23 protein-coding genes are annotated in these 26,786 nt (G+C 57.7%); 6 read left to right on the top strand and 17 right to left on the bottom strand.

Going from position 1 to position 26,786, the window contains the following annotated elements:
• Window positions 1-17: 17 nt before the first annotated feature.
• The 11 genes from atpA to mioC form a co-directional block, all read right to left on the bottom strand.
• Window positions 18-1,559, bottom strand: a complete 1,542-nt coding sequence (gene atpA, locus AACW18_RS21375; protein ID WP_042651589.1) for a F0F1 ATP synthase subunit alpha — start codon at window positions 1,557-1,559, stop codon at window positions 18-20.
• A gap of 15 nt (window positions 1,560-1,574) precedes the next feature.
• Window positions 1,575-2,108, bottom strand: coding sequence for a F0F1 ATP synthase subunit delta (atpH, locus tag AACW18_RS21370; RefSeq protein ID WP_042651588.1), 534 nt, complete (start codon window positions 2,106-2,108; stop codon window positions 1,575-1,577).
• Between the two features lie 13 nt (window positions 2,109-2,121).
• Window positions 2,122-2,592 carry a F0F1 ATP synthase subunit B gene (gene atpF / locus AACW18_RS21365; RefSeq protein ID WP_042651587.1) on the bottom strand — a complete coding sequence of 157 codons (471 nt, stop codon included), beginning with the start codon at window positions 2,590-2,592 and terminating at the stop codon, window positions 2,122-2,124.
• Between the two features lie 54 nt (window positions 2,593-2,646).
• Window positions 2,647-2,889, bottom strand: coding sequence for a F0F1 ATP synthase subunit C (atpE, locus tag AACW18_RS21360; RefSeq protein ID WP_005307205.1), 243 nt, complete (start codon window positions 2,887-2,889; stop codon window positions 2,647-2,649).
• Between the two features lie 61 nt (window positions 2,890-2,950).
• The gene (atpB, locus tag AACW18_RS21355) at window positions 2,951-3,730 is read right to left on the bottom strand and encodes a F0F1 ATP synthase subunit A (RefSeq protein ID WP_042651586.1); all 780 of its coding nucleotides are present in this window, start codon (window positions 3,728-3,730) and stop codon (window positions 2,951-2,953) included.
• Between the two features lie 8 nt (window positions 3,731-3,738).
• Entirely contained in the window at window positions 3,739-4,149 is a 411-nt protein-coding gene (locus AACW18_RS21350; RefSeq protein WP_042651585.1) for an ATP synthase subunit I, read from the bottom strand.
• A 190-nt stretch (window positions 4,150-4,339) separates the two neighbouring features.
• The gene (locus AACW18_RS21345) at window positions 4,340-5,248 is read right to left on the bottom strand and encodes a ParB/RepB/Spo0J family partition protein (RefSeq protein WP_218292549.1); all 909 of its coding nucleotides are present in this window, start codon (window positions 5,246-5,248) and stop codon (window positions 4,340-4,342) included.
• A complete protein-coding gene (locus tag AACW18_RS21340; RefSeq protein ID WP_042651583.1) occupies window positions 5,245-6,048 on the bottom strand; it encodes a ParA family protein in 804 nt (267 codons plus the stop codon). The genes AACW18_RS21345 and AACW18_RS21340 overlap by 4 nt, the downstream gene beginning before the upstream one ends.
• A gap of 27 nt (window positions 6,049-6,075) precedes the next feature.
• A complete protein-coding gene (rsmG, locus tag AACW18_RS21335; protein ID WP_042651582.1) occupies window positions 6,076-6,702 on the bottom strand; it encodes a 16S rRNA (guanine(527)-N(7))-methyltransferase RsmG in 627 nt (208 codons plus the stop codon).
• Window positions 6,703-6,710: 8 nt separating this feature from the next.
• Window positions 6,711-8,600 carry a tRNA uridine-5-carboxymethylaminomethyl(34) synthesis enzyme MnmG gene (gene mnmG / locus AACW18_RS21330; protein ID WP_042651581.1) on the bottom strand — a complete coding sequence of 630 codons (1,890 nt, stop codon included), beginning with the start codon at window positions 8,598-8,600 and terminating at the stop codon, window positions 6,711-6,713.
• A gap of 508 nt (window positions 8,601-9,108) precedes the next feature.
• Window positions 9,109-9,558, bottom strand: a complete 450-nt coding sequence (gene mioC / locus AACW18_RS21325; RefSeq protein WP_218389785.1) for an FMN-binding protein MioC — start codon at window positions 9,556-9,558, stop codon at window positions 9,109-9,111.
• Between the two features lie 383 nt (window positions 9,559-9,941).
• Between mioC and AACW18_RS21320 the strand changes: the two genes are divergently transcribed.
• The 5 genes from AACW18_RS21320 to fhuB all read left to right on the top strand — a co-directional run bounded on the left by AACW18_RS21320 (window position 9,942) and on the right by fhuB (window position 17,494).
• Window positions 9,942-12,053: a TonB-dependent siderophore receptor gene (locus tag AACW18_RS21320; protein ID WP_218389784.1), complete on the top strand. Its 2,112-nt coding sequence runs from the start codon at window positions 9,942-9,944 to the stop codon at window positions 12,051-12,053.
• Window positions 12,054-12,114: 61 nt separating this feature from the next.
• Window positions 12,115-13,761 (top strand): multidrug ABC transporter permease/ATP-binding protein, encoded by a 1,647-nt coding sequence (locus tag AACW18_RS21315; protein WP_218389783.1) that lies wholly within the window; start codon window positions 12,115-12,117, stop codon window positions 13,759-13,761.
• A gap of 47 nt (window positions 13,762-13,808) precedes the next feature.
• Window positions 13,809-14,573 carry an ATP-binding cassette domain-containing protein gene (locus tag AACW18_RS21310; RefSeq protein ID WP_218389782.1) on the top strand — a complete coding sequence of 255 codons (765 nt, stop codon included), beginning with the start codon at window positions 13,809-13,811 and terminating at the stop codon, window positions 14,571-14,573.
• Between the two features lie 12 nt (window positions 14,574-14,585).
• Complete coding sequence (locus tag AACW18_RS21305) at window positions 14,586-15,515, top strand: ABC transporter substrate-binding protein (RefSeq protein ID WP_218389781.1); 930 nt, start codon at window positions 14,586-14,588, stop codon at window positions 15,513-15,515.
• Window positions 15,512-17,494 (top strand): Fe(3+)-hydroxamate ABC transporter permease FhuB, encoded by a 1,983-nt coding sequence (gene fhuB / locus AACW18_RS21300; protein WP_218389780.1) that lies wholly within the window; start codon window positions 15,512-15,514, stop codon window positions 17,492-17,494. The genes AACW18_RS21305 and fhuB overlap by 4 nt, the downstream gene beginning before the upstream one ends.
• Window positions 17,495-17,761: 267 nt before the next feature.
• Here the strand turns inward: fhuB and AACW18_RS21295 are convergent, their stop codons facing one another.
• The 3 genes from AACW18_RS21295 to hepT all read right to left on the bottom strand — a co-directional run bounded on the left by AACW18_RS21295 (window position 17,762) and on the right by hepT (window position 19,935).
• Entirely contained in the window at window positions 17,762-19,081 is a 1,320-nt protein-coding gene (locus AACW18_RS21295) for a type II toxin-antitoxin system HipA family toxin (RefSeq protein WP_218389779.1), read from the bottom strand.
• Window positions 19,081-19,335, bottom strand: a complete 255-nt coding sequence (locus AACW18_RS21290) for a helix-turn-helix domain-containing protein (RefSeq protein ID WP_128296259.1) — start codon at window positions 19,333-19,335, stop codon at window positions 19,081-19,083. The genes AACW18_RS21295 and AACW18_RS21290 overlap by 1 nt, the downstream gene beginning before the upstream one ends.
• 171 nt (window positions 19,336-19,506) lie before the next feature.
• A complete protein-coding gene (hepT, locus tag AACW18_RS21285; protein WP_218389778.1) occupies window positions 19,507-19,935 on the bottom strand; it encodes a type VII toxin-antitoxin system HepT family RNase toxin in 429 nt (142 codons plus the stop codon).
• Window positions 19,936-20,551: 616 nt separating this feature from the next.
• Here hepT and AACW18_RS21280 point away from each other — a divergent pair.
• Window positions 20,552-21,175, top strand: coding sequence for a recombinase family protein (locus AACW18_RS21280; RefSeq protein WP_218389777.1), 624 nt, complete (start codon window positions 20,552-20,554; stop codon window positions 21,173-21,175).
• 541 nt (window positions 21,176-21,716) lie between these two features.
• Here the strand turns inward: AACW18_RS21280 and AACW18_RS21275 are convergent.
• The 3 genes from AACW18_RS21275 to rhuM are packed head-to-tail and all read right to left on the bottom strand — an operon-like array spanning window position 21,717 to window position 26,773.
• Window positions 21,717-22,466 (bottom strand): M48 family metallopeptidase, encoded by a 750-nt coding sequence (locus AACW18_RS21275; RefSeq protein WP_256351977.1) that lies wholly within the window; start codon window positions 22,464-22,466, stop codon window positions 21,717-21,719.
• Window positions 22,467-22,472: 6 nt separating this feature from the next.
• A complete protein-coding gene (locus AACW18_RS21270) occupies window positions 22,473-25,757 on the bottom strand; it encodes a type I restriction endonuclease subunit R (RefSeq protein ID WP_218389776.1) in 3,285 nt (1,094 codons plus the stop codon).
• Window positions 25,754-26,773, bottom strand: a complete 1,020-nt coding sequence (gene rhuM, locus AACW18_RS21265) for a virulence RhuM family protein (RefSeq protein ID WP_042047690.1) — start codon at window positions 26,771-26,773, stop codon at window positions 25,754-25,756. The genes AACW18_RS21270 and rhuM overlap by 4 nt, the downstream gene beginning before the upstream one ends.
• Window positions 26,774-26,786 lie beyond the last annotated feature (13 nt).

Below are 26,786 nucleotides of genomic sequence, written 5' to 3'. Positions count from 1 at the left end.
TGCGCTGCCACACACGCTTACCAGGTCTGGGTTGCCTTGAAGTCATCCAGCAACGCAGTCAGCTTGCCAACGATCGCGTCGTTGTAGTCGGCCTTGGCATTGATTTCAGCCATCAGCTCGGCATGCTGGGTATTGGCGTAAGAGAGCAGAGAGGCTTCGAAGTCGACGATCTTGCTCAGTTCGACATCGGCGAGGTAGCCCTTCTCGGCGGCGAACAGCACCAGAGACTGGTGAGCCACGCTCATCGGGGAGTACTGCTTCTGCTTCATCAGCTCGGTCACTTTCTGACCATGGTCCAGCTGCTTGCGAGTCGCATCGTCCAGATCGGAAGAGAACTGGGCGAATGCCGCCAGCTCACGATACTGGGCCAGCGCGGTACGGATACCACCGGACAGCTTCTTGACGATCTTGGTCTGAGCGGCACCGCCCACACGGGATACGGAGATACCCGGGTCAACTGCCGGACGAATACCGGAGTTGAACAACTGAGTGGTCAGGAAGATCTGGCCATCGGTGATGGAGATCACGTTGGTCGGAACGAACGCAGACACGTCGCCGGCCTGGGTTTCGATGATCGGCAGCGCGGTCAGAGAACCGGTCTGGCCAGTCACGGCACCCTTGGTGAACTTCTCGACGTACTCGACGTTGACGCGGGAAGCACGCTCCAGCAGACGGGAGTGCAGATAGAACACGTCGCCCGGGTAGGCTTCGCGTCCTGGCGGACGGCGCAGCAGCAGGGAGATCTGGCGATAGGCTACGGCCTGCTTGGACAGGTCATCATAGATGATCAGCGCGTCTTCACCGCGGTCACGGAAGTACTCACCCATGGAGCAGCCGGCATAAGGAGCCAGGTACTGCAGGGCGGCGGCTTCGGAAGCAGAGGCAACCACCACTATGGTGTTGGCCAGTGCGCCGTGCTCTTCCAGCTTGCGCACCACGTTGGCGATGGTGGAGGCCTTCTGGCCAATCGCAACGTAGACACACTTAATGCCGGAGTCTTTCTGGTTGATGATGGTGTCGATCGCGATGGCGGTCTTACCTACCTGACGGTCACCGATGATCAGCTCACGCTGGCCACGACCGATAGGGATCATGGAATCGATGGCTTTCAGACCGGTCTGGACTGGCTGGTCAACAGACTTACGCTCGATAACGCCCGGGGCAATGACTTCGATCGGCGAGTAGCCGTCGTTGTCTACCGGACCCTTACCGTCGATCGGCTGACCCAGGGTGTTGACCACCCGGCCCAACAGACCACGACCGACCGGCACTTCCAGAATACGGCCGGTACCTTTGACTTTCATCCCTTCCGCCAGGTTGGCATAGGGACCCATTACTACGGCACCAACGGAGTCACGCTCCAGGTTCAATGCCAGAGCGAAGCGGTTGCCCGGCAGCTCGATCATCTCACCCTGCATGGCATCGGCCAGGCCGTGGATACGAATGATACCGTCGCTCACAGAGACGATGGTACCTTCGTTACGCGCTTCGCTTTTGACATCAAACTGCGCAATGCGCTGCTTGATCAGCTCGGCGATTTCAGTGGAATTCAGTTGCATGCTCTAATACCCCAATCAAGATTGCAGCGCATCGGCCATGCGATCCAGCTTACCGCGGACAGTGCCGTCGATAACCAGATCACCGGCCTTGATGAGCACCCCGGCCATCAAGGACGCATCTGTGCTGCAATTCAGCTTCACTTTGCGCGCGAGACGTTGTCCCAGAGAAGCCTGAATATTGGCTTTCTGCTGGTCGGTCAGTTCGATCGCCGAAATCACGTCAGCCTGAACTTCTTTGTCCAGTTCAGCCTTGAGCGCTACAAATTCAGCAACGACAGCCGGCAGCACACCCAAGCGACCATTCTCGGCCATCACCCGGATCAGGTTCTGACCATGCTCGTTGAGCTGCTCACCGCAGACGCCCACAAACAGGTTTGCAAGCTCTTCGGCAGCCATGGAGCCGTTAACCAGAACGTGGATGGTCTCGTTCTCTGCAACTTGTGCAGCGAAGCCGAGCATCTCCAGCCATTGGTCAACCGCCTTGTGCTCAACGGCAAACTCGAAAGCAGCCTTGGCGTAGGGGCGAGCGATAGTAGTCAGTTCAGACATAGCCCCGTTCCCGTTACAGTTCTGCTACCAGTTTGTCGACGATGTCGCTGTTGGCAGCCTGGTCGATTTGGCGTGCCAGGATCTTCTCTGCACCCGCGATGGCAAGAGCAGCAACCTGCTTGCGCAGTTCTTCTTTGGCACGATGACGTTCAGCTTCGATCTCTGCACGGCCCTGAGCCAGGATTTTTTCCCGCTCTGCTTGAGCGCCGACAGCGGCCTCATCAATGATCTGGGCCTTGCGTTTGTTGGCCTGATCGATGATTTCGGCAGCCTGGTGCTTGGCTTCTTTCAGCTGATCGGTGGCGTTGGCCTTGGCCAAATCCAGATCTTTCTTGGCACGCTCGGCAGAAGAGAGACCATCAGCAATTTCTTTCTGACGGGCTTCGATGGCAGCGATCAACGGCGGCCATACGTACTTCATGCAAAACACTACGAAGATGAAAAAAGCAATTGCTTGGCCGAGGAGGGTGGCGTTGATATTCACAGCCGATGTCCTCTTAAGTTAGTTAATGGGTTATGCCTGGAGAGTCGCAACGACTTAGCCAGCAACCGCAAACATCACATACAGACCCAGACCAACGGCAATCATCGGGATCGCATCTACCAGACCCATAACGATGAAGAACTGGGTACGCAGAACAGGGATCAGGTCAGGTTGACGAGCCGCACCTTCCAGGAACTTGCCACCCAGGATACCGATACCGATGGAGGCGCCGATAGCCGCCAGACCCATCATCATTGCAGCAGCGATGTACAGCAGGTCCATGTTCAAGTTTTCCATGAGGATCTCCATTTATTTAGATGTAATTGATTGTATAAAAAGGATTATTTGAGTTGCATCATCAATGGTCTTCTTGTGCCATCGACAGATAGACGATGGTCAGAACCATGAAGATAAACGCCTGCAAAGTGATGATCAGGATGTGGAAAATTGCCCAAGGCACGGACAGGATCCACTGTGACCACCAGGGTAACAAACCCGCAATAAGGATAAAGATCAGTTCGCCAGCATACATGTTGCCGAACAGTCGCAGACCCAAAGAAACAGGCTTGGAAATCAACGTGACGGTTTCAAGGATGAAGTTAACCGGGATGGCAGCGGGGTGATTGAAAGGCTGAAGCGTCAGCTCCTTCACGAATCCGCTGATACCCTTGACCTTGATACTGTAATACAGGATCAAGAAGAACACGCCCAAAGCCATGGACATGGTGATGTTAACGTCAGCAGAGGGAACCACACGCAGATAGGGAACACCCATCAACTGTGCAGCGTGAGGGATAAAGTCAACGGGGATCAGATCCATCAGGTTCATCAGGAAGATCCACACAAACACCGTCAGGCCCAAAGGTGCGATGACCTTGTTGCGACCATGAAAGATGTCTTTGACGTTACCATTCACAAACTCGACCAGCATCTCCACAAAGCACTGCAGCTTACCGGGTACACCGCTGGTAGCCTTGACGGCCACGCGGCGGAACAACCAGATAAACAGGGCGCCTAGCAAGACGGAAAATATCATAGAGTCGATATTCACCGTCCAGAACCCGGACCCGACTTGCAGGTGGGTCAGGTGGTGGGAGATATATCCCTGAGGAGTCAGGACTTCTCCGGTTGCAGACATGAGTTTTCCTAATAGTGGTTGTTAAGCGTGAATGAAACTATCCACTGTACAACGAGGGCGAGGATATAAGTGGCGAAGAACGAGACGGTGTCGACCTCGATCCCGGAGCCAAACATCAGGGCGAAAAGTCCTGTTGTAGTAATGAGCTTAATCCCTGCCCCACCATAAAAGTCCCGCAAAACCAGGCCCACACTCTCCTTCGTCACCTTGCGGCGCAGAACCCAGAGTGTAAACAGGGCTTGAGGAACCCAGTACATTCCGCCCCCATAGAGGGAGGAACGTCCGGCGAACGCCCCCGCCTGATAAAACCAGACGGAACTGATCGCCAGGATCAGGATGAGCTGACAAACGAGCATAGCCAAGGCTAGCGTCAAACCTTCCAAGGCTATTTTCTGTTTCACCAACCTACCCCTGAACATTACAGAACTGTAAAAAATCGGGATCCGAAGACCCCAGGTTCACAGCTCTAAAAGCCGGTCAAATTATACCCGTGAAGACAGCTATTGCAACATGGCAAAAATCCTTAATTTTTGCGGCTTTCCGCGCGAAATTAAGGTTATGTTCATATCAAAAGGAATGGATGTTTTATTACTACAAAAAGCGTAAAAATCACGATTCTGACAGGCCAAAATAGCACAGTAAGCGGTCCAAATCCGCTAAGTTATCGTAACTTATTACTAACTTACCGCTATCCTGCTTGCCCGGTTGAAGTTGTACCTGATTGCCAATTTTTTCTGAAATCTGGCGCTCGATGTAACCGAATTGGGGATCGCGGACGGGTTCAACCTTGGTTTTTGCCGGATCCAGCGCTTTTTGCACCAGTTTCTCGGTATCTCGTACGGTCAGCCCCTTCTGGGCGACCAGCTTGGCCAGCTCGGATTGGGCCGGGCCGCTCAGGGCCAGCAGGGCACGGGCATGGCCCATGTCGAGGTCGCCGTGCTCGACGAACCGCTTCACGTCCTCGTTGAGCTGGTTGAGGCGCAGCAGGTTGGTCACAGTGGTGCGGGACTTTCCCACCGCCTCGGCCACCTGCTGGTGGGTCAGCTCGAATTCGGTCAGCAGCCGCTGCAAGGCGACCGCCTCTTCGATGGCGTTGAGATCTTCACGCTGGATATTCTCAATCAGCGCGATGGCCACCGCGGCCTCATCGGGCACGTCCTTGACGATGCAGGGCACCACCTCGAGCCGGGCCAGCTGGGAAGCGCGCCAGCGCCGCTCACCGGCGATGATCTCGAAACGGTTCTCGCCGATGGAGCGTACCACTATCGGCTGAATCACACCTTGCGCCCGGATCGAGTTGGCCAGGTCTTCCAGCGCATCCTGCGACATGTCCTTGCGCGGCTGATACTTGCCGGACTGCAGCCACTCCAGCGGCAGCTTGCGCAACTCGCCCTGGTTGGTGGGCGCCATGGCCTGCTCGGTACGCTGATCGCTCATCACCTGTTTCTGGCGGGCGGCCGTGCTGGTGCTGAGCAGGGCATCCAACCCCTTGCCCAGCCCACGTTTCTTCAGAGTCATATGCGCTCTCGGTCTGCGGTGATCGGCTGTGGTTCCTGCTCCTGACGACGCAGGATCTCGCCAGCCAGGGCCAGATAAGCCTTGGCCCCCACCGATGATTTGTCATAGTGCATGGCCGGGGCACCGAAGCTCGGGGCCTCCGCCAGTCTTACGTTGCGGGGGATGATGGTGCGATAGACCTTGTCCCCGAAGTGCTGTTTCAGCTGATCGGACACATCATTGGCCAGCCGGTTGCGGTGATCGAACATGGTGCGCAGCACCCCCTCGATCTTCAGCTCCGGGTTGACCACGGCCGCCAGCTTGCTGATGGTGTCGACCAGGGCGGTGAGCCCTTCCAGCGCGTAATACTCGCACTGCATGGGCACCAGCACGGAGTCGGCGGCGGCCATGGCGTTGACGGTCAGCATGTTGAGGGAAGGCGGGCAGTCGATGAAGACGTAGTCGTATTTGTCCCGCACCGAGGCCAGCGCATTGCGCAGGCGGAGCTCGCGGGCGAAGAATTCCATCAGACGGATTTCAGCCGCCGTCACGTCGGCATTGGCGGCGATGAGGTGATAGCCACCCGAGGTCTCGGTGATGATCACCTCGTTGATGGGGGCATCGTCGATCAGCAGTTCATAGGCGGTGCGTTCGACTTCGTACTTGTCGACACCGCTGCCCATGGTGGCATTGCCCTGCGGATCCAGATCGATCACCAGCACCTTGCGCCGGGTGGCGGCCATGGAGGCGGCCAGATTCACACAGGTGGTAGTTTTACCCACTCCACCCTTCTGGTTGGCTATGGCAATGACTTTTCCCACACTATCCCCTAAATGAATACGGCGGCCCTATTCGGGCTGGATGGCTTTAAACTCCAGCAGATGACGTTCACCTTCCAGTTCCGGCACCACCAGCTGATGGGTGGCGACCAGACGGATGCTGGCGGGCAACTGCGCCAGTTCCTGCTCGGGATATTGTCCCTTGAGTGCCAGGAAGCTGCCCTGAGGCGACGGCAGATGGTGACACCAGGTAAGCATGTCCTCCAGGGAGGCAAAGGCCCGACTGAGCACCCCATCGAACCCCACTTCCGGTTGATACTCTTCAACCCGGGATTTGACTGGCGTCACATTGGTCAGTCCCAGCTCCTGGATCACCTGGCGGATGAAGTTGATCCGCTTGCCCAGGCTATCGAGCAGCACGAACTGCTTGTCCGGGTTGATGATGGCCAGCGGCAGGCCGGGCAGGCCGGGGCCGGTGCCCACATCGATGAAACGCTCACCGTGCAGGTGCGGGCTCACCACCAGGCTGTCGAGGATATGCTTGACCAGCATGGCGTCCGGATCTCGCACCGAGGTGAGATTGTAAGCCTTGTTCCACTTGTGCAGCAACTCGACCAAGTGTACCAACTGGCTCTTTTGATGGTCGGTGATAACAATACCGGCCTGCATGAGCAGGCCGTTCAATCTTTCCAGCATGGGGATCCTCAGGCGGTTTTACGCAGCAGGCCGTGTTTCTTCAGGTGAACCAGCAGGATGGAGATGGCCGCCGGGGTGATGCCGGAGATGCGGGAGGCCTGACCTATGGTCTGCGGCCTGGCATCGCTCAGCTTGGCGATCACCTCGTTGGAGAGACCATTCACGTCGCGGTAGTTCATGTCCAGCGGCAGCAGAGTGTTCTCATTGCGCAGCTGCTTCTCCACCTCGTCGTGCTGACGCTCGATGTAGCCGGCGTACTTGATCTGGATCTCCACCTGATCCGCCGCCGCCGTATCTTCCAGCGCCGGGCCCACCCCTTCGATGGCCATCAGGGCGTCGTAGGTCACCTCTGGCCGACGCAGCAGCTCTTCCAGGCTCTGCTCGCGGGTCAAGGGGGTGTTCACCAGGGCGTTGACCGCCTCCAGTGACGGGTGTTGCGGGTGGATCCAGGTCGAGCGCATGCGCTGACGCTCCAGCTCAACCTGCTCCATCTTGGCGTTGAACTTGCTCCAGCGCTCGTCATCCACCAGACCCAGCTCGCGGCCGACGGCAGTCAGGCGCAGATCGGCGTTGTCTTCACGCAGCAGCAAGCGGTATTCGGCGCGGCTGGTGAACATGCGGTAGGGCTCGCGGGTCCCCAGGGTGGAGAGATCGTCCATCATCACGCCCATGTAGGCCTGATCCCGGCGGGGGTGCCAGGCTTCTTTGCCCTGGGCACGCAGACCGGCGTTCAAGCCGGCCATCAGCCCCTGGGCCGCCGCCTCTTCATAGCCCGTGGTGCCGTTGATCTGGCCGGCGAAGAACAGGTTGGCGATGCACTTGCTCTCCATGTTGGCCTTGAGATCCCGCGGATCGAAGAAGTCGTATTCGATGGCGTAGCCGGGACGGGTGATATGGGCATTCTCGAAGCCGCGGATCGAACGCACGATCTGCACCTGCACATCGAATGGCAGGCTGGTGGAGATCCCGTTCGGATAGAGTTCGTGGGTGGTCAGGCCTTCCGGCTCGACGAAGATCTGGTGCGCGGTCTTGTCCGCGAAACGGGTGATCTTGTCCTCGATCGACGGGCAGTAACGGGGGCCTATCCCCTCGATCACCCCGGCGTACATGGGGCTGCGATCCAGGTTATTGCGGATCACCTCGTGGGTCTGCTCGTTGGTGTGCGTGACGTAACAGGGCACCTGGCGTGGGTGTTGGCTGGCATCGCCGATAAACGAGAAGACCGGGCGGGGATCGTCACCGTGCTGCTGCTGCATCACGGAGAAATCGACGGTGCGGGCATCGATGCGCGGCGGCGTGCCTGTCTTGAGACGATCGATGCGCAGCGGCAGCTCACGCAGCCGCTGGGCCAAGGCGATCGAGGGAGGATCCCCGGCGCGGCCGCCCTTGTAGTTTTCCATGCCGATGTGGATCAGGCCGTTCAGGAAGGTGCCGACGGTCAGCACCACCGTCTTGCCGCTGATGCGGATCCCGCTCTGGGTGACGACACCGGCGACACGATCCCCGTCCATGATCAGATCATCACAGGCCTGCTGGAAGATCTTCAGGTTCGGGTAGTTCTCCAGAGTCTGGCGTACCACGGCCTTGTAGAGCAGACGATCTGCTTGGGCGCGAGTGGCTCGTACCGCCGGTCCCTTGGAGGAGTTGAGGGTACGGAACTGGATCCCGCCAAGATCGATGGCTCGCGCCATGATCCCGCCCAGGGCGTCGACTTCCTTGACCAGGTGTCCCTTGCCGATCCCGCCGATCGCCGGATTACAGGACATGTGCCCCAGCGTATCGATGTTGTGGGTCAGCAACAGGGTATTGAGACCCATGCGGGCGGCCGCTGTCGCTGCTTCGGTTCCTGCGTGACCGCCACCGACGACGATCACATCAAATTGTTCATGGTATTGCATTGGGGATCACCTTGATCTGCACGCCTGAAGATCTGTATTTGCCTGGGCTGAGGGCGGATCATTCTATCCGTTTCGCATCCTGAGGGGAACGTCTACTTCAGGATCAGTATGGATGAAGGATCCGGTAATTAGATCTTAAGGATCTTTAGATCGATCTTTTATTGGATCTTTTATTAGGATCCAGGGTTTCTGTTGATAAGCACTTTTTGATCATAAAGATCATCTGGTTAAAGACGATCCCAGCTTGTGGAAAAGCTTGGATCCTGGGACCGTGAACAGGGGGATAACCAGTGATTTTATACACAGGCGGCTGGCGGACTGGATCTCATACATGGGTAACTATAGGTTTTGCAGAGCTTTACACTGTAGTTATGCACATTACCCCCGAGTGTTGTGGGTAACAATGTAGAACAACTCGTTCGGATCAATCTGTTAATAACCTGGTGGATAGGGGTCTGGGGATAAACGGGGAGATCAAGGCTTTTCTGCCGGATCTCCCAGGCCCTGATCAGGCGATCATCTGCATCCAGTCCTGGATCCAGGCTTCGGCGGCATCTTCCGGGATCTCGTGCTGGGTGACATCGATGTCGAGACGATCCCCGATCCGGCTGGCGCCACACTCGGCCAGCAGCTGATCCAGCGTCCTGCCACCCTGGCAGAAGGTGTCATAACTGCTGTCACCGAGCGCGATCACGCCATATTTCAAGGCATTAAGATCCGGATGCTGGTCGGTAAGATCCTTGACGAAGGGCTGCAGGTTATCGGGAACATCACCTGCGCCATGGGTGGAGGTGACCACCAGCAGGATGGCATCAGGCTCTGCCAGCACCTCGGCGAGGCTGGCCGGGTTGTGGATCTTGGGCTGATGACCCGCCTGTTCCAGCAGGCTGGCGACATGATCTGCGACATATTCGGCGGCGCCCAGCATGGAGCCGACGATGAGATTGAGTTTGGCCATGGAATGGATCCTGAAAGAATGCGGAGAGTGCAGAACCGGATTCTACCGCCAAAGGATGTGGATAAATATGGATAAAGCTTGGGGATAAAGGATCCTTCCGGCTTTTTCATGCAGAGGCGGGTTTCACCGCTATTTTTGATCCTTCCCAGAATCCCGCCATCTGGCTCAATGCATGAATGAGTCCTTCTGCTCAAAATCCCGCCTCATTGATACGTTAAGTAACAATGCGGATGCAAATGATTAGCAATTAATGAATCGATTCGATCATGGCTCCTGTAGTAGCATGACGCTGCTTTATTCGCCTAAGGAACCGGGCTAACCGGCAGGATTGGGCGGTCATAATAAGAAACCAAAATAACTTATTGATATTTGAGACATTTAATATGATTGCGCAAGATAACAACTCAACTGCAACTATGCGGAAGAAGGGTGTTCAGCACCTGCTGCCGCTCTCCTTTTTACTAGCCAGTCTGCCGGTTCTGGCAGCGGAACAAGCCGATAAGGAATTACCCAAGGTCAGCGAGACCATGGTGGTGACAGGTACCGCCATGAAGATCGAAGTGCCGATGGCCGAGACGCCCCGTGCCGTCTCGGTGGTCAATCGCGAGGAGCTGGATCAGCACGCCGTGCTTCAGCTCGATGAGTCCGTGCGCTACCGCTCCGGCGTGCTCACCGGCCTGTATGGCTCGGACAACAACACCGACTGGTTCAAGATCCGTGGCTTCGATGCCGCCTCCTACCTGGATGGCAACCGCCAGTTCAGCACCGGCTACTATGTGTGGACGCCGGAGCCCTTCGGCCTGGAAAGCGTGGAAGTGCTGAAGGGACCGGCCTCCATCCTCTACGGCGAGGCCCCTCCCGGCGGCGTGATCAACTCCATCAGCAAGCGTCCGACCGCGACCCCGCAAGGATTGGTCAATCTGCAGCTGGGCAACCGGGATCTGCGCCAGGTTGGCGTCGACTTCTCCGACGAGCTGACCGACAACAGCCGCTATCGCATGGTTGCACTCTATAAAGAGCGTGACGGCGTGCTGGATGGCACCTACAACGAGCGCTCCTATCTGGCGCCAAGCGTCACCCTGGATATCTCGGATCGCACCAGCCTCACCCTGCTGGCCAGCTTCCTGCACGACGAAGGGGTGCCGACCAACGGCTTCTTCCCCGTCTATGGCACCCTCAACACCGAGGGCGGCCAGATCGATCCCAGCACCAACCTGAGTCAGCCGGATTACGATCGCAACCGCAACACCCAGATCTCCACCGGTTACGAGCTGGCCCACCAGTTCAACCAGACCTGGGAGTTCAAGCAGAACGTCCGCTTCAATTACAACGATCTGCTGCTGCGCCAGACCTACATCTTCCCGACCTACGAAGGCACCACCGCCTACCGTGGTCTGGTCTACCGCGATGGCGACACCAAGAGCGCCACCATGGACAACCAGCTGGTGGGTTACTGGAACACGGATCGCACCGAGCAGACTCTGCTGCTGGGGATCGATCTGCAGCGTCACGTGAACGAAGGGGTCGAGGCCGACAACTACGCCATGGGATCCATCGATACCATGAACCCGGATTACGGCAACTTCCCTGGCTTCGATGAATCCACCGCCACCTATCAGAAGAACACCAAGGGCCAGAGCGGCCTCTATGCCCAGCACCAGATCCGTTGGGACGATCGCTGGTTGTTGACCGCCGGCGGCCGCTTCGACTATGTGGAGACCCACAACATCAGCGAAGCGGCCAGCAAGAACGAGAAGCAGTACGATGACAACCTCTCGCTCTCCGGCAGCCTGATGTACCTGGCCGACAGCGGCCTCTCCCCTTACTTCGCCTATGCAGAGTCGTTCGAGGTGCTGCCGGGGATAGATCCCAACACCAAGAACTCCTACAAGCCGCTCGAGGGCAAGCTGTACGAGACCGGCATCAAGTACGCGCCGAGTTTCCTCGATGGCTACATCAACCTGGCGCTGTTCGATCTGGAGCAGACCAACTCCCTGGTCTCCACCGGTTCCGGCCAGCAGACTCAGGCAGGCAAGGTCAAGTCTCAAGGCGTAGAGGTTGAGGGGAGCGTGCAAGCCACCGAGGCACTGCGCCTGACCGCGGCTTATACCTACACCGATGCCAAGACCAACGACACCGGCAACGGTGATCGCCAGGCCAGCCTGATCCCGCGCCACCAGGCCTCCTTCTGGGGTAACTACAAGGTGCAGCAGGGTCCGGTCTCCGGGCTGGAAGTCGGCACCGGGGTGCGCTATATCGGCTCCAGCGTCGGCATAGGTGCGGTGGATGCCAACTACAACCCCATCTATGGTTCGGCAGAAGTGCCGGCCCAGACGGTGTGGGATGCGATGATCGGGTATGACTTTGCCAAGAACTGGCGGGCCCAGATCAACGTCAACAACCTGCTGGACGACACCTATGTGGCGAGCTGTGATTACTACTGCTACTACGGTGAACCGCGCAGCATAGTCGGATCTGTCAACTACCGCTGGTAAGATACAGGCCGGGCGGGGGCCTCAAGCTCCCGCCCTCCTTCTTTTTGTACACAGGCCTTTCATGGAACTCTTGTCACTGGTTTACCGCCAATATCGTTGGCCCTTCATCGCCATTGCCCTGCTCAGCCTGCTCAGTGCGGTGAGCGGGATAGGCGTCATCGCCTTCATCAATCACTCTCTCATCGAATCCGTAGGGGATCCGCTGTCGGTGCTCGGCCAGCTGATCGGCCTCATTCTGCTGTTGCTGGTGATCACACTCGGCTCTCAATTGGCCCTGACCACACTCGGTCATCATTTTGTCTATCGCCTGCGTGGCCGCCTGCTCAAGCAGCTGCTGGACACCGATGTCGCCCGCATTCGCCAGATAGGGCAGGGGCCGTTGCTGGCCTCCCTCTCCAGCGACATCGGCCAGATCACCATCGCCTTCGTGCGCCTGCCGGAGCTGGTGCAGGGGCTGGTGCTCACCATCGGCTCTGCACTCTACCTTGGCTGGTTGTCACCAGCCCTGCTCGGAGTCACCGCACTCTGGGTCACCCTCACCATGGTGGTGGGCTGGCTGCTGGTCAACCGGGTCTATCGCCACCTGTCCCACATGCGCCAGGCCGAAGACAGGCTCTATCAGAACTACCAGGCCATCATCGCCGGCAGCAAGGAGCTGGCGCTCAATCGCGAGCGGGCGCACTTCATCTATCACCGGCTCTATGAGCAGAACGCGCAGGACTATCGTCGCCACATCATCAGTGCCGACACCTATCACCTGAGCGCGGTGAACTGGTCGAACATCATGATGCTGGGGGCCATCGGCCTGGTGTTCTTCCTGGCCAACGGGCTGGGTTGGGCCAACACCAACGTGGCGGCCACCTTCGCCCTGACCCTGCTGTTCCTCCGTACCCCCTTGTTGCAAGGGATAGGGGCGCTGCCGACCCTGATCTCCGCCCAGGTGGCATTCGACAAGATAGCGAGCCTGACCCTGGCCGAGCCGGATCCCGCCTTCCCGCTGCCACCCGCCCCCCAGGCCTGGCAACGCATCCAGCTGGAGCAAGTGAGCTTTCACTATCAGGGGGAGGGCAGCTTCGCAGTGGGGCCCATCAGCCTCACCATAGAGAAGGGGGAGCAGATCTTCATCATCGGCGGCAATGGCTCCGGCAAGTCGACCCTGGCCATGCTGCTGACCGGGCTCTATCAGCCGGTCTCGGGCCGGATCCTGCTGGATGGTGAGCCGATCACCGATCGCAACGCCTACCTGGCGCTGTTCTCCGCCATCTTCACCGATTACCACCTGTTCCAGCATCTGCTGGGGCCAGAGCCGAAAGAGGCGCTGATCGCCGAGTGGCTGGCGCGGCTGCAGATGGGCAGCAAGCTCGTCATCGAGGACGATTTCATCGCCAACATCGAGCTCTCCCAGGGGCAGCGCAAGCGGGTCGCCCTGCTGCTGGCACTGGCCGAGCAGCGCGAGGTGATGCTGTTTGACGAGTGGGCGGCGGATCAGGATCCCCAGTTCCGCCGTATCTTCTACCAGGTGCTGTTGCCGCGCCTGAGAGAGATGGGCAAGACGGTGATCGCCATCAGCCACGACGATCTCTATTTCTCCCAGGCCGATCGCCTGCTGGAGATGCGCCAGGGCCAGCTCACCGAGCTGACCGGCGCGCGCCGTGAGCAGGTCAGCCAGGATGCCGTCGCCCATCTGGATAATGAAGTGCCGGTCTGACACCGGCACTGACAGGACTGGCACCAAGGCCAGCACAGGAATAGATCATGTTTGAGATGAAAGCCGCCAGCTTCACGATAAGCGACCGTAAGCTGCTGCAACCCACCAGCCTGCGCTTCGAGCAGGGCCAGGTCTATGGCCTCATCGGCCACAACGGCTCCGGTAAATCCACCTTGCTCAAGCTGCTGGCGCGCCAGCAACCCCTGAGCGATGGCGAGATCCTGTTCGACGACAAGCCGCTGTCCGAGTGGGGCAATCGGGACTTCGCCCGTCAGGTGGCTTATCTGCCACAGCACCTGCCGAGTGCCGAGAACCTGCTCGGCCGGGAGCTGGTGGAGATGGGTCGCTACCCCTGGCGCGGTCTGCTGGGGCGTATGCAGGAGGCCGATCACCGTCAGGTCGACAAGGCCATCGCCCTCACCCATACCGAACGCTTCGCCGACAGGCTGGTGGATACCCTGTCCGGTGGCGAGCGGGGCCGGGTCTGGCTGGCCATGCTGCTGGCCCAGGAGAGTCGCTTCATCCTGCTGGATGAGCCGCTGGCCGCGCTGGATGTGGCCCACCAGGTGGAGGTGCTGACCCTGGTGCAGCAGTTGAGTCGTCAGCTCAACCTCGGGGTCATCATCGTCATCCATGACATCAACATGGCGTCCCGCTTCTGCGATCGGCTGGTGGCGCTGCACAGCGGCCGCCTGCTGACCCACGGCGAGCCTTCGCTCATCATGACCAGCGAGACGCTGCACGCCATCTACGGCATCCCCATGGCCGTGATGCGCCATCCGGATCAGGCCCACAATATCGCCATCATCTAGTCGGGGATATCGATGCGTTTACTGAAAAAAACGGGCTGGATCTGCTGTCTGCTGGCTCCGCTGCTGTTGCAGGCCAAACCGGCAACTACCGAGCAGGGAGTGCAATCCATCCCCCGCATCGCGACCGTCGACTGGACGGTGGCTGAAACCCTGCTGGCCCTCGGCATCACGCCGCTGGCCATGGGGGATGTGGACTCCTATCGCGCCTGGGTGGGGGAGCCAGAGCTCCCCGCCGAGGTGGTGGACATAGGCCTGCGGATGCAGCCCAATCGCGAGCTGCTGGCGGAGCTCAAACCCGATCTGATCCTCATCTCGCCGCTGATGGCATCGCTGGAACCCACCCTGTCCCGCATTGCCCCGGTACTATCCATCGCCCTCTATGAACCCGATACCGATCTGTGGCAGCGGCTGCACGAGGCGACCCTGACCATAGCCGCCCTGGTGGGCAAGAGTGCCGAGGCCGAGCACCAGCTTGCCGCGCTGGACAGGGATCTGGCGCAGCTGAAGGCACAACTGCCCGCGGACCTGCCACCGCTGCTGCTGGTGCAGTTTATCGACGAGCGCCATGTGCGGGTGTTTGGCCGCCACAGCCTGTTCGAGGCGGTGATGGGGCGGCTGGGGCTGCGCAACGCCTGGCAGGGGGAGACCAATGCCTGGGGCTTCTCCGTGGTCAGTCTGGAGCAGTTCCTGACCCTGCCAGAAGCACGGCTGGTGGTGGTCGACCCCATCCCGGTGGGGGTGAGCGAGCGGCTGCAGGAGCCCGGGCTCTGGCAGCATCTGCCGCTGGTGAAGCAGGGCAAGGTGCTGCACCTGCCCGCCGTCTGGAGTTTCGGCGGTCTGCTGGCCGCCCGCCGCTTCGCCGAGCTGCTGAGCGAGGCCCTGCAGGAGGACGCGGCCTCCGATCTGGCAACCCATGTGTCCGCCGAGGGGGCCACCCAATGAATCAAATCCTTCCCGTCTCCCTGCTGCGCCCCGGCCTCGTCCTGCTGCTGTTGACCCTGTCGCTGGCCGGTTGGGATCTGGCCCATCAACTGCCGCAGGCGCTCTGGTGGCAGACCCTGTTCTCGCCGCAGCTGGATGATGCCCGCCAGGCGGTGATCCACTTCAGCTGGCTGCCCAGGCTGGCCATCTGCCTGCTGGCGGGCGCCGCCCTCGGCCTGGCCGGTACCCTGATGCAGCAGGTGCTGCGCAATCCGCTCGCCTCACCGACGACCCTGGGGGTCGCCTCCGGCGCCCAGCTGGCGCTGATGATGGTGACCCTGTTTGCCCCGAGCTGGTTGCTGATCGGGCGCGAGTGGATCGCCATGCTAGGGGGCAGCCTCGCCATGGGGCTGGTGTTTGCCCTGGCCTGGCGTCGTCAGCTCAACCCTGTGGTCATCGTATTCGCGGGCCTGGTGATCAACCTCTATCTCGCGGCCATCAGCCTGGGGCTGCTGCTGTTCTTCCAGGAGGAGCTCAAGGGCCTGCTAGTGTGGGGCAGTGGCTCATTGGCCCAGACCAGCTGGAGCGGTGTCGGCTACCTGCTGCCACGGTTGCTGGTGGCCGGCGTGCTGGCGGCGCTGCTGGCTCGCCCCCTGGCTGTGCTGGAGCTGGATGACGCCAGCGCTCGCAGCCTGGGGGTCTCACTCAAGCACCTGCGCTTCGCCGGCCTCGGCCTCGCGGTCTTCATCACCGCCTGTGTGGTGAGCGTGGTGGGGCTGATCGGCTTCATCGGACTGGCGGCCCCTGTGATGGTGCGGATGCTGGGGGTGAGGCGGCTAGGTTTGCGCCTGCTGTGGGCCCCGGTGCTGGGCGCCCTGCTGCTGGCGGCCACCGATCTGCTGCTGCAATCCCTGACCCGCTTCTGGCCCGTGTTGATCCCGACCGGCGCCATGACGGCCCTGCTGGGGGCGCCGCTGCTGCTCTGGCTGATCCCGCGCCTCAGCTTCAAGTCGACGACCCCGAAAGCGGCCATCGGGCTGGTGGTGGCGCGGCATCCGGCGCCGGCGCGTTTCATCGGTATCCTGGTGGCCGGGCTGGTGGTCGCCATGCTGGCCTCCCTGCTGTTTGGCCAGGGGATGAACGGCTGGGGCTGGCCGAGCTGGCTTAGGTGGCAGGCCCAGCTGGAGTGGCGCCTGCCGCGTACCCTGGCGGCCGGAGCTGCCGGTGTGCTGCTGGCGCTGGCGGGCACCCTGCTGCAGCGGGTCAGCAACAACCCCATGGCGAGCCCCGAGCTGTTGGGGGTGAGTGGCGGCACCTTCATGGGCGTGATCGTCATGGCCCTGCTGTTGCCGGCCCTGCCGCTGCCCCTGATGTTGCTGGGGGGCCTGCTGGGAGCCTTCGCCTGCCTGCTGCTGCTGGTGCTGATCAACCGCAAGAACGGCTTCCAGCCGGAGCGGATCCTGCTGTCTGGCATCGCCATCACGGCGCTGTTCGAGCCGCTGCAGGCCATCGCCCTGGCCAACGGCGACATGCGGGTGCAGCAGCTGCTCGCCTGGATGTCCGGCTCCACCTATTACGTCACCCAACCGGTGGCCAGTGCGCTGGCCCTGCTGGCGCTGTTGATGCTGGCGGTCTGCCTGCTGGTGAGCCGCTGGCTCGATCTGATGCCCATGGGACCGGCGGTGGCGACCGCGCTGGGGGTTCGCCTCAGCCGTGCCCAGCTCGTCATACTGCTGCTGGTGGCCGTGCTCACCGCCAGCGCGACCATGGTGATAGGGCCACTCTCCTTCGCCGGCCTGCTGGCACCCCACATGGCCAAGCTGATGGGGCTGGTGCGGGCCCGCTGGCACCTGCTCGGCGCGGCGGGCTGTGGCGCCCTGCTGATGGTGTCGGCCGACTGGATCGGCCAGCAGATCCTGTTCCCCCAGGAGCTGCCGGTCGGGTTGGTCTCCACCTTGTTAGGGGGCGCTTACTTCATGTGGTTCCTGCGCCGGCTCTAGGGTCCTGAATAAAAAACGCACAATAAAAAGCCCGGGACCATGCCCGGGCTTTTTGTGGGTGGCAGATGCCGGCTTACTTGCCGATGCAGAATGTAAAGAGTTCTTTTTCTTCAATAAGTTAGTGACTTATCGGGGGCGAGTCGGGGTAAAACTAACCAAATCAGCACATTGAGAGGTTGATCACAGTTACTGTCCTTATCGTGCAAGTTCCCAGGTGGCCCACCCTCAACTGTGCAGCGATCTCACATATGGCAATAGTATGGCGTTTTAATACCAGCCCATGGTCAGCCTTGCTGAACGGGCCTTTAGACCCTCTAAAATGGCGTTGCTGATGGTTGAAGGGAAGCTTGCCGGCAATTGCTGGGTCACGCGCTCAATAACAGCATCAACGGCGTCGGCCAGTTCTGTCAGGATCTCTTCCATAGCAGAACGCTCAAATCCCACAGCTTTCGCCGTTTGGAAGAAATGGCGCGGGAATATCTGCTCAATGGCGTACTTCTTACCCTTGCTGCTTGCTAGGCCCATAGCGAGCTTGGCGTCCCTTCGGTTGAGGCCTCTGCCGCCAAACACTGGATAGACAGATAGGATGTCGTAAAAAGGGGTCAGGCGAAAACGCCCTTCCGGTTCGATAAACACCGAGAAATTCTTGGCATGGCCATCGGTTGCCGCCAGCAACCAGAACAGCACCTGAGATTTCATGAACAGGTAGCGATCCTGTTCTGGCGTAGTAGAGCCCAGCAGGATTGTCATGATGTCAGTGATCCCCGGGCCTCCATGGCTCTCGTACTTCCGTGCTGACGGAACATTCAATACCTGACAGAAATCTTCTTGGGGAAGGCGCATGATCCAACTGCGATCTGCTGCGTAACGTCTGTCGAAGCGTTCCACAGCAAGAGCTTTGACTTGGCCAACCTGCATCATGAAGCAGTGAGGTACGGGTAGACCAAACTCCTTGGCAATCAGAGTGCAGAGATATTCGTTTTCTACGCTCTGGGAGAGGTCTATCGAGTAGGAGTGGCTTTCAATCTTGCCGATGGGGAGTTTGATAATGTGGGTTGTCGGTGTTGCGTTGAGTGGCAAGTACCAACGGCCATCGAGATAGAGCAGCGCTGTTTTTTCCTGTGCTCCGGCGATGGAGATCCGGAACTCCTCTTGCTCCCTGACCATACCCAAAGGGATTCCTGCTTTGTAGCTGGTCAGGATCTGTTCCAGTTCGTCATCGGAAAGGGCCTTGTAGTCGATTCGCCTGACATCTGGAACATCGTACCCTTCGGTAACCAGCTGTAATGCCCCTACGCTATCCTGGCCAATGCAACTGAGCAGATCAAAGGGCTGGGTTGATACCGCCTGATAGCGTGCAACAACCCTGTTCCTCACCTCCGGATTATCTGGCAGCAGGTTGTCGAAGAAGTTATAGGCTTCATCACCTCTATACGCTTGATGGCGCAATGGCATGGAGAGCGAGATAGGACGGCAACCCGGTTGTGCCAGCCATGACTCATGGTACTGAAAATGATGGGCACCGCTGGTTGCTTTGGCGAATGTGCCCACCCGATAGCCATTCATGTAGACAGCCAGATTGGCCATTACCACTCCTCCTTCCAGCCCGATGCCGGACTATCGGGTGACTGATTTCGGGGCTGGATATCGAGCGACAGCTCGAGCGCTGCGAGGATCTTGAACAGGGTCTCCAGCTTGGTGGACTCAGGGTTGAGCTCGAAGCTGGAGACTGTGTCTTGCCTAATCCCCACTTTCTCGGCCACTTTGCCTTGAGAGAGCTTTTGAGAAAGCCTGGCATCCTTGATACAGGCGCTCAGCTGCTTAGCGCTGGTTACTTTCATGATTCGACAACCTGGTAGCGTGCCTTCTTCCAATTTACACGCTATGGCAGGTATATCAATATTTACCTGCTATAGACGGTAAGTATCATTTACACGCCATAGGCGGTATCTAACATTTATCCCCTATAGCGGGTAAGAGAACAGCAAACGGGGGGAGATGATGTCGAAGTTTCAATCAATATGGGCAGCCAACCAGTCGAGACCTTGCTCTGCAAACGTAAATAGTTGGTCGCTATAGCCAGGAGTAATCACACTGAGAATTATCTCGGGGTCAATATTCAGATAGTCGTGCACCAGCGTATTGCGAAGGCCAATGAGCTTGCTCCAACAGATCAGAGTGTCGGGGCATAGCTCACCACGTAGGACAAGGAACTCGAATGCCTGATAGGCATCCTGTGGGGTATGGCCTGCCAGCGTTTTGGCCCAGTGTTTTGCCACGCCAATACTCGCTTCGATAGAAACCTGCAGGATTCGCTCGGCGGCGCGGTACTCCAGATTGGAAAGGGTGCGCAGCGCCAGAATTGCCCGGATCTCTGACAGCTCGGCCTGGTAGCGCGACAAGCTGGTGCGCAAAGCGCCGATATAAGCGTTATCGCTCATCTCTACTTCTCTACTTAATGCTTATTGATATCGATAACCGAGAGTTTCCCCCAGGACTCATTGCCACTACAGCGCCAGCAGTTCTTCAGTGCGGTACCCAGTAGTCCACTCTGTTTGATCGGATCAAAGGCCACCGCCAGATCCCAGTTAGTGCTAGGGCAAGCTGTCCCCTTGGTACGGTCATTTGGTAGTTTGAGACAGAATACTGGTTAGTATGGTGTCACATGGTTGGGCTTTTGTACGTAACGTCCAATAGCCTGCCGCGCTGCGCTTGGCTGCTGGCTTGTTCGGCGAGTCGAAAAGATGACTCACCTCAAAGCCCAGCTTCTGTAGATTTCCTCCTTTGGCATCCCATTCAGCAGATCAGGAATCGTGGGCAACGTCGCCTAAATACTCAAATACAACTCAAAAGCGACTTTGTGATGACGGATCACACTTAAAGTTTGTGCTGTCAGATCAAAAGGCTATCGAAAGGTCGTGTTTTGATCGTCATGCGGTGGTTTCAAAAAGGTATACCCCATAAAAACTATTCAATATCCTCTCGAAAACAACATTGAAACCACTTATATTGAACCAATAATTCAGAACCAGTTTAAACAGACCGATAGAGGTTTCAATGTTCATACGGGCGTACTTACGTGCATCGACAGTGGAGCAGGATGCCGAGCGGGCACGAGAGCTGCTGATTGGTTTTGCTGCGGAGCATGGCCATCAGATTGCCAGTTTCTATGTGGAGAATGAGTCTGGGGCGACGCTGGACAGGCCTGAGCTTATGCGGCTGATCCGCGACGCTGCAGATCGTGACATTGTGCTGGTAGAACAGATTGATCGTCTGGCTCGTCTCAATCAGACGGATTGGCAAACATTGAAGCAGTTGTTGGCTCAGAAACAGCTCTCCATCGTTTCTCCGGAGCTTCCGACTTCCTGGGTGGCGTTGCAGGGGGACAGCCGCTCCGAGTTCACCTGCGCCATCTTGCAGGCTGTAAATGGCATGCTGCTGGATATGCTGGCAGCCGTCGCTCGCAAAGACTACGAAGATCGCCGACGCAGGCAACAGCAGGGTATTGCCAAGGCCAGGGATGAGGGGAAATATCGCGGTCGCCAGAAAGATGAAAAGAAGCGTCAGCACATCGCACAGTTGCTGAGCACCGGACACAGCTACTCGGTGATCCAGGAAATGTTGGGCTGCTCCCGCCATCTGATTTCGTGCGTGGCAAAAGAGGTACGTTCAGCAAAATAGCGGGTCATTTATCCGAAGCACCCATACGACGCTTTTCGATATACAGCCATGCAGCAAAGGCGCCAAAGCCTATCAGGAATGCAAACAAGATGCTCAGGATGACGATGCTGTTCATGGTGATGACCTCGCAATCAGGTGATCGTGTGACAAAATTCCATGTCACCATGGACTCTGCTCAGGGAAAAATCAACAACGCACTGAAAGTATTGAAGTTTGTTCGCTCGTAACAAACATGGTTGCGTGGAATCACGCAGGATGTGTAGCCATGGAATGAACACTGTCATTCCCAACCAATTCCCGTCCAGTTTCTTTCCACATAACTATCTATCTGGAAAAGTGGTGCGAATTTTCCACATAGTGGAATGCCAGTTCAGAACGAGTTATGTGGAATCCTGATCGAAGACTTCCTATCTATCTGGAAATTTCGTGCCGTTTTTCTCTCTGGAATATTGGTCATCTTGTTTGAAGGGATGATGGACCTTGGTGTGCTGGAATTGATGGGGGCGGATTCCTATCTATCTGGAATTTTGCCCCTCATATTTCAGGATGTCAGCAGTCGGTGGGCCATCCCGTCGAGCAGCAGTTTGGTCTTCTCCCAGGTCGGCATCACCTGACTGAGCAAGCGCCAGAATCGCTCGCTGTGGTTGTGCTCGGCGAGGTGGCAAAGCTCGTGGAGGATGACGTAATCAATACACTCTCTGGGGGCTTTTACCAGATGAGGATTGAGTGTGATCCGGCCATTGGGTGAGCAGCTTCCCCATTGGGTTTGCATATTCAGCAGGCGTAGCGGAGGGCGATCCACAACCCACAAGGCTTGTTCCAGCATGGCATCGAGACGTTTGGCGAAAAGCTCTCTGGCGCGGGTTCTATACCACTGGGTCAGTTGAGCCTTCACTGTCTCGGGTCCTGGCTGCCTGACTGATACTTCCAGCTTGCCTCGCAGCAGTTTGACCCCTTGCACACTGCTTGGTGCAACGATGACCTTGAGCAAGTATTGCTTGCCGAGATAAAGGTGACTCTCGCCACTGACATAACGGCGTGGCGTCACATGTTCCAACTGCTGACGAAAGTCACGCAACTGTTCGTAGATCCAGCGGGCACGTTTTTTTACCGCCGCAAGCACCTCTTCATCTGGCGTTTGCGGCGGGGCCATCACCTCAACCCGGCAGTCAGGATGCACCTTGATCAGCAGTTTGCCGGCCTTGGGTCTGGTGAGCCGTTCGAACCGGATGAGCTCGCCGCCATAGGAAAAGTGCTGGAGCCTATTGGCTATGTTGCCGGAGGTACTCATCTGCAGTTACATCCCACTATGACCAACTCGGGTAATCTGCACGACCATTTCCACCATGCGCTTGGCTTGATCCATACCACAGCCGATGGCCTTGCACTCGGTGAACAGCAATGGCAGCAGCTTCTTGCGAATATCGGCTTCAATATTTTGCGGGTTGATAGAGTGTTCGGCGACCGAGGCATCAACCAACCGGTCGATCTCGAAAGCGAGTTTGACCCACTTTTCTTCAACCTGAGCATCCTGGCTGTCAAACAGTTGTGGAAGGTTCTTTTTGAATACACCGAAGTAGGCCTGAGCATGGCGGTTAGTGCCAAACGCATCAGGCATATCGTTCAGGCGGCGTTCCTGTACCTGCTCTTCAAACTCGCGGAACAGCATGTACTGCTTGAGAGGGTGATCAAACAGTTTTTCCGCCTCTTCAATGGCGAGGCGCAACAAGGTTGAGAAAGACTCCCGAGCATAAGGGTCATCCCTGAGATCCTGCTCAATCATGCGCGTGACGCGAGTCTTGATGATGTCAGTCTCGTTGCGGGTCTTCTCTTTGCTCCACTCTTCCGGCGGTTTTTGCAGTCCCATCTTGCCAACTTCATACACACCACCGGGCTCTTTGACCTCGACACCAACCACATGCTTGTCGAGCAGCTTTTTCACCTGCTGGGCATACTCGTCGTAGTCGACTCGTTCACCTGCATCCTGTTGCACGGTTTGCCGCAGGCTGGAGAACTGCTGCAGCGTCTCTTTGTAATGGCGGCGATCCGCTTCGGTAAAGGCGGTGTCCTCGAAGAACGAGGCCGACTGTAGAGCTACTTTCAGGCAACTGGCAAAGCGGGAGAGTGCCTCATAGAAGTCTTCACGCACCTTGAGATGCACATCTACCAGCTCTCCCTCTACCTCTTCCATTCGGGGTACCAGCACCTGGCGCAGTTGCTCTATGTCCTGCTTGTTCTTTACCCCGGCAAAGATGTTCCACAGGTCCTTGTAGAGCTGTGGCAGACGCTTGTATTCAGAGCTCATCTGGTTGTAGAGGCCGGCGATGTCGTCAAGGTCGTAGCCGCCCTGAGTGCGTGAGGCGAGATCCTGATACTTGGCGATAGTGGTATCTAGCTCCGAGAGAATGCCGCGGTAGTCGATGAGCAAGCCAAACTCTTTGTCCGGGTGCAACCGGTTAACCCGGGCGATGGCCTGGATCAGGTTGTGTTCCTTCAAGGGTTTGTCGATGTAAAGCACCGTATTCTTGGGCTCATCGAAACCGGTCAGTAACTTGTCTACCACGATCAAGAGCTTGAGCGGATCATCCTTGTCGGCGAAGCGTTCGATAATCTGCTTGGTGTAGAGCTGCTCATCCTGGCTACCCACGTTATCTTTCCACCACTGCACGACCAGAGGGAGGGTAGATTCATCAACATCGGTATTGCCCTCCCGGCTATCGGGGGAGCTGATAACAATGGAGGATTCGAACAATCCAACCTCATCGAGATATTGCTTGTACTTGATGGCGGAAGACTTGCTGTCGCAGGCGAGCTGACCTTTCAGCCCTTCCGGAATGTTTTTGTCGAAGTGTTCGGCTATGTCGCGAGCGATTAGCTGGAGCCGGTCATCGGCTTTGTAGAGCTCACCTTTGCGCGTGTATTTACGCTTCAGGTCAGCCTTTTGCTCCTCGGTTAGGTTGGTGGCGATGCGGTTAAAACCGGCATCAATCGCCCTTTCGTTCACATCGAGATCCGGGATGCGTTCTTCATATAGCAGGGGGGTGACAGCCTTGTCCTCAACGGCTCGCTGCATGGTGTAAGCGTGCAGGATGGGGCCAAACTTGTTGGTCGTCTTGTCGTTTTTCAGCAGCGGGGTGCCGGTAAAGGCCACAAAGGCGGCATTGGGCAGGGCCAGTTGCATGCGAATGTTGTTTTCGCCCCCTTGGCTACGGTGCCCCTCATCAATCAGCACGATGAGGTCCGGGCTCTTGTTGACGCACTCAGGCAATTTGGTGGCAGTGTTGAACTTCTGGATCAGCGAGAAAATGATGCGCTCGGTACCCTTGCCAATTTGCTCGGCAAGTCGCTTGCCGGAGGTGGCCATCGCCGCGTCCTTGTCCTTCTTGCCAGCCAGTTCACCACTGGATGAGAAGGTCTTGCTGAGCTGGCTTTCCAGATCCACCCGGTCGGTCACGACAATGATGCGGCAGGCTTTCAGCGCATCATGCAAGATCATCGCCTTGCTCAGGAAGACCATGGTGAACGACTTGCCTGATCCTGTGGTGTGCCAGATCACCCCGCCTTGGCGGCCGCCATCAGGGCGCTTGTGGCTGATCCGCTCGATCAGTCGCTTGATGCCAAATACCTGCTGATAGCGGGCCACTATCTTGCCGGCTTTCTTGTCAAACAGGGTAAACAGACGGGTCATCTCCAGCAGCCGATCAGGTGACAGCAGGCTGATAAGCAGCCGATCCTGGTCCGTCACCGCCAACTCGCCGGCGGCCAATAGGGTCTGGTACCAATCCAGTGTGGCCGGTGGGCGATGATCAAACAGTGTCGAGAGGGTATCTTGGGGAATCGGCCGATTCTTGATCTCGGCCATCTGCGCGTCGCTTATGTCCTCTTCACGCCAGGCTGCCCAGAATTTTTCCGGTGTGCCGCAGGTGCCATAGCGTCCTTCGATTCCGCTGATGGAGAGCAGCAACTGGCTATAGGCGAACAACAGCGGGATCTCACCGTGTAGCTGGTTGCGAATAGTCTGGGAGATCCCTTCTTTGACGGTTGGCCCCTTCTTGGCGTTGCTATCCGGGCGTTTCGCCTCGATCACCGCCAATGGCAGGCCATTGACGAAGCAGACTATATCGGGGCGACGAGACTCTATGCCACTGGCTCGGGTGACATGAAACTCTTCGGTAAAGGTGAAGCGGTTATTGTGCGGGTTATGCCAGTCGATCAGGGCAATGGTCGGGCTCACCTTCTTGCCGTCAATGAATTCGGTGACCGACATGCCGTAGAGCAAATGGTTATAGATCCGTTCATTGGCAGTCATCAGCCCTTCGTTAAGCGCTGGAGTACACAGCTCACTTACCAGATTGTCGACCGACTTGGCGGACAGCGGATACCTCTTGCCAGCATACACAAAGGCGCGCTTGCTCAGCTCCTCGCGCAGAATCTGGCTCAGCACGACCTGGTCATATTTATTGTTACGGGCTGCCAGTGCCTGCTTGGGGGGCAGAAAAGTCCAGCCCAGCTGGGCCAGCAGGGTCAGGGCCGGGATCTTGGCGCTGTACTCTTCCTGGAATTTTGGCACGGGGTGAGTCATGGCCTGTCCTTGTGTTGCTTACTCATACGCTCGGCGAGCTGTTCCAACTCACGCAGTTCTTTTTGATCTTCGGCTATGGCTTCTTGCTGCTTGCGCTGACGGTCAAATGCTTCGTATCGCTCATAGGCGATTTGTTCCATCTGCTTGCGGCTGACCTGACCAGCATTAGCCAGCAGCGGTTGCTCATTGAAGGTCATAAACTTGTCGAGGTAGTCACGCCACTCTTTGATGCGCAGGTGTTGTCTGCTTTTGGCCCGGAACTCGGCAAAGTCGAAGAACATGCTGACCAGCCTATTCAACTGCTCCAGCTCCTCTCCCTGCAGGTAGTTTTTAGCTATGACGACATCGGCCTTACGTACCCGTTTCCCGGCAAAACTGCGGAGATTCATATTGGGTTGCCCCGGATCGGCGCGCAGAACGATCAGCTCGGCGGCGGTGTGGCCCGTGACGGCATAAAACAGCTTGTTTTGGACCTCGGCAAACAGCAACTGGGTCTCTTGCTCGCTGGCTCGATAATCTTCTGCCAAGGTGAACAGGTCGCGAACCTTCTGATAGAAGCGCTTCTCCGATGAACGTATGTCGCGGATGCGCTCGAGCAGTTCATCGAAGTAATCCCACTTGGGATCCTTAAGGCGCTCATCATCCATGGCGAACCCCTTGGTGAGGTATTCACCAAGTGTCCGTGTAGCCCATTGGCGGAATTGGGTGCCTCTAGTCGAGCGTACCCTATAGCCGATAGCGACGATCATCGGCAGGGCATAGAGTTGCAGCCGCCGCCTGACTTGACGCGCCCCCTCAGTTTTAACTGTCAAGTCTTCCTTGACGGTTAGATTTTGAACAAGTTCACCCTCATCCAGAATGTTCTGAACATGCAAACTGATATTTTGTTTGGTGGTCTGATAGAGCTCGGCGATCTCCTGCTGGGTTAGCCATACCTGACCCCCTAGCTCACGTAGTACAAGTTGGGACTCGCCATCGTCGGTGGTATAGAGGATCAGATCATTGCTGCTATTCATCCCGGGCTCCTAG

Source organism: Aeromonas sp. sia0103, from assembly GCF_963895295.1.
Taxonomy (GTDB): domain Bacteria; phylum Pseudomonadota; class Gammaproteobacteria; order Enterobacterales; family Aeromonadaceae; genus Aeromonas; species Aeromonas encheleia.
This window is presented reverse-complemented; position numbering and strand designations above follow the sequence as displayed.

Coding starts and splice junctions, on each gene's coding strand:
- AACW18_RS21310 (WP_218389782.1), top strand. CDS start 13,809: ATGTTTGAGATGAAAGCCGCCAGCTTCACGATAAGCGACCGTAAGCTG.
- atpB (WP_042651586.1), bottom strand. CDS start 3,730: ATGTCTGCAACCGGAGAAGTCCTGACTCCTCAGGGATATATCTCCCAC.
- atpA (WP_042651589.1), bottom strand. CDS start 1,559: ATGCAACTGAATTCCACTGAAATCGCCGAGCTGATCAAGCAGCGCATT.
- rsmG (WP_042651582.1), bottom strand. CDS start 6,702: ATGCTGGAAAGATTGAACGGCCTGCTCATGCAGGCCGGTATTGTTATC.
- atpE (WP_005307205.1), bottom strand. CDS start 2,889: ATGGAAAACTTGAACATGGACCTGCTGTACATCGCTGCTGCAATGATG.
- mnmG (WP_042651581.1), bottom strand. CDS start 8,600: ATGCAATACCATGAACAATTTGATGTGATCGTCGTCGGTGGCGGTCAC.
- AACW18_RS21275 (WP_256351977.1), bottom strand. CDS start 22,466: ATGAGTACCTCCGGCAACATAGCCAATAGGCTCCAGCACTTTTCCTAT.
- AACW18_RS21345 (WP_218292549.1), bottom strand. CDS start 5,248: ATGACTCTGAAGAAACGTGGGCTGGGCAAGGGGTTGGATGCCCTGCTC.
- AACW18_RS21280 (WP_218389777.1), top strand. CDS start 20,552: ATGTTCATACGGGCGTACTTACGTGCATCGACAGTGGAGCAGGATGCC.
- AACW18_RS21295 (WP_218389779.1), bottom strand. CDS start 19,081: ATGGCCAATCTGGCTGTCTACATGAATGGCTATCGGGTGGGCACATTC.
- mioC (WP_218389785.1), bottom strand. CDS start 9,558: ATGGCCAAACTCAATCTCATCGTCGGCTCCATGCTGGGCGCCGCCGAA.
- AACW18_RS21290 (WP_128296259.1), bottom strand. CDS start 19,335: ATGAAAGTAACCAGCGCTAAGCAGCTGAGCGCCTGTATCAAGGATGCC.
- AACW18_RS21305 (WP_218389781.1), top strand. CDS start 14,586: ATGCGTTTACTGAAAAAAACGGGCTGGATCTGCTGTCTGCTGGCTCCG.
- AACW18_RS21320 (WP_218389784.1), top strand. CDS start 9,942: ATGATTGCGCAAGATAACAACTCAACTGCAACTATGCGGAAGAAGGGT.
- rhuM (WP_042047690.1), bottom strand. CDS start 26,773: ATGAATAGCAGCAATGATCTGATCCTCTATACCACCGACGATGGCGAG.
- AACW18_RS21350 (WP_042651585.1), bottom strand. CDS start 4,149: ATGTTCAGGGGTAGGTTGGTGAAACAGAAAATAGCCTTGGAAGGTTTG.
- fhuB (WP_218389780.1), top strand. CDS start 15,512: ATGAATCAAATCCTTCCCGTCTCCCTGCTGCGCCCCGGCCTCGTCCTG.
- hepT (WP_218389778.1), bottom strand. CDS start 19,935: ATGAGCGATAACGCTTATATCGGCGCTTTGCGCACCAGCTTGTCGCGC.
- AACW18_RS21315 (WP_218389783.1), top strand. CDS start 12,115: ATGGAACTCTTGTCACTGGTTTACCGCCAATATCGTTGGCCCTTCATC.
- AACW18_RS21270 (WP_218389776.1), bottom strand. CDS start 25,757: ATGACTCACCCCGTGCCAAAATTCCAGGAAGAGTACAGCGCCAAGATC.
- atpH (WP_042651588.1), bottom strand. CDS start 2,108: ATGTCTGAACTGACTACTATCGCTCGCCCCTACGCCAAGGCTGCTTTC.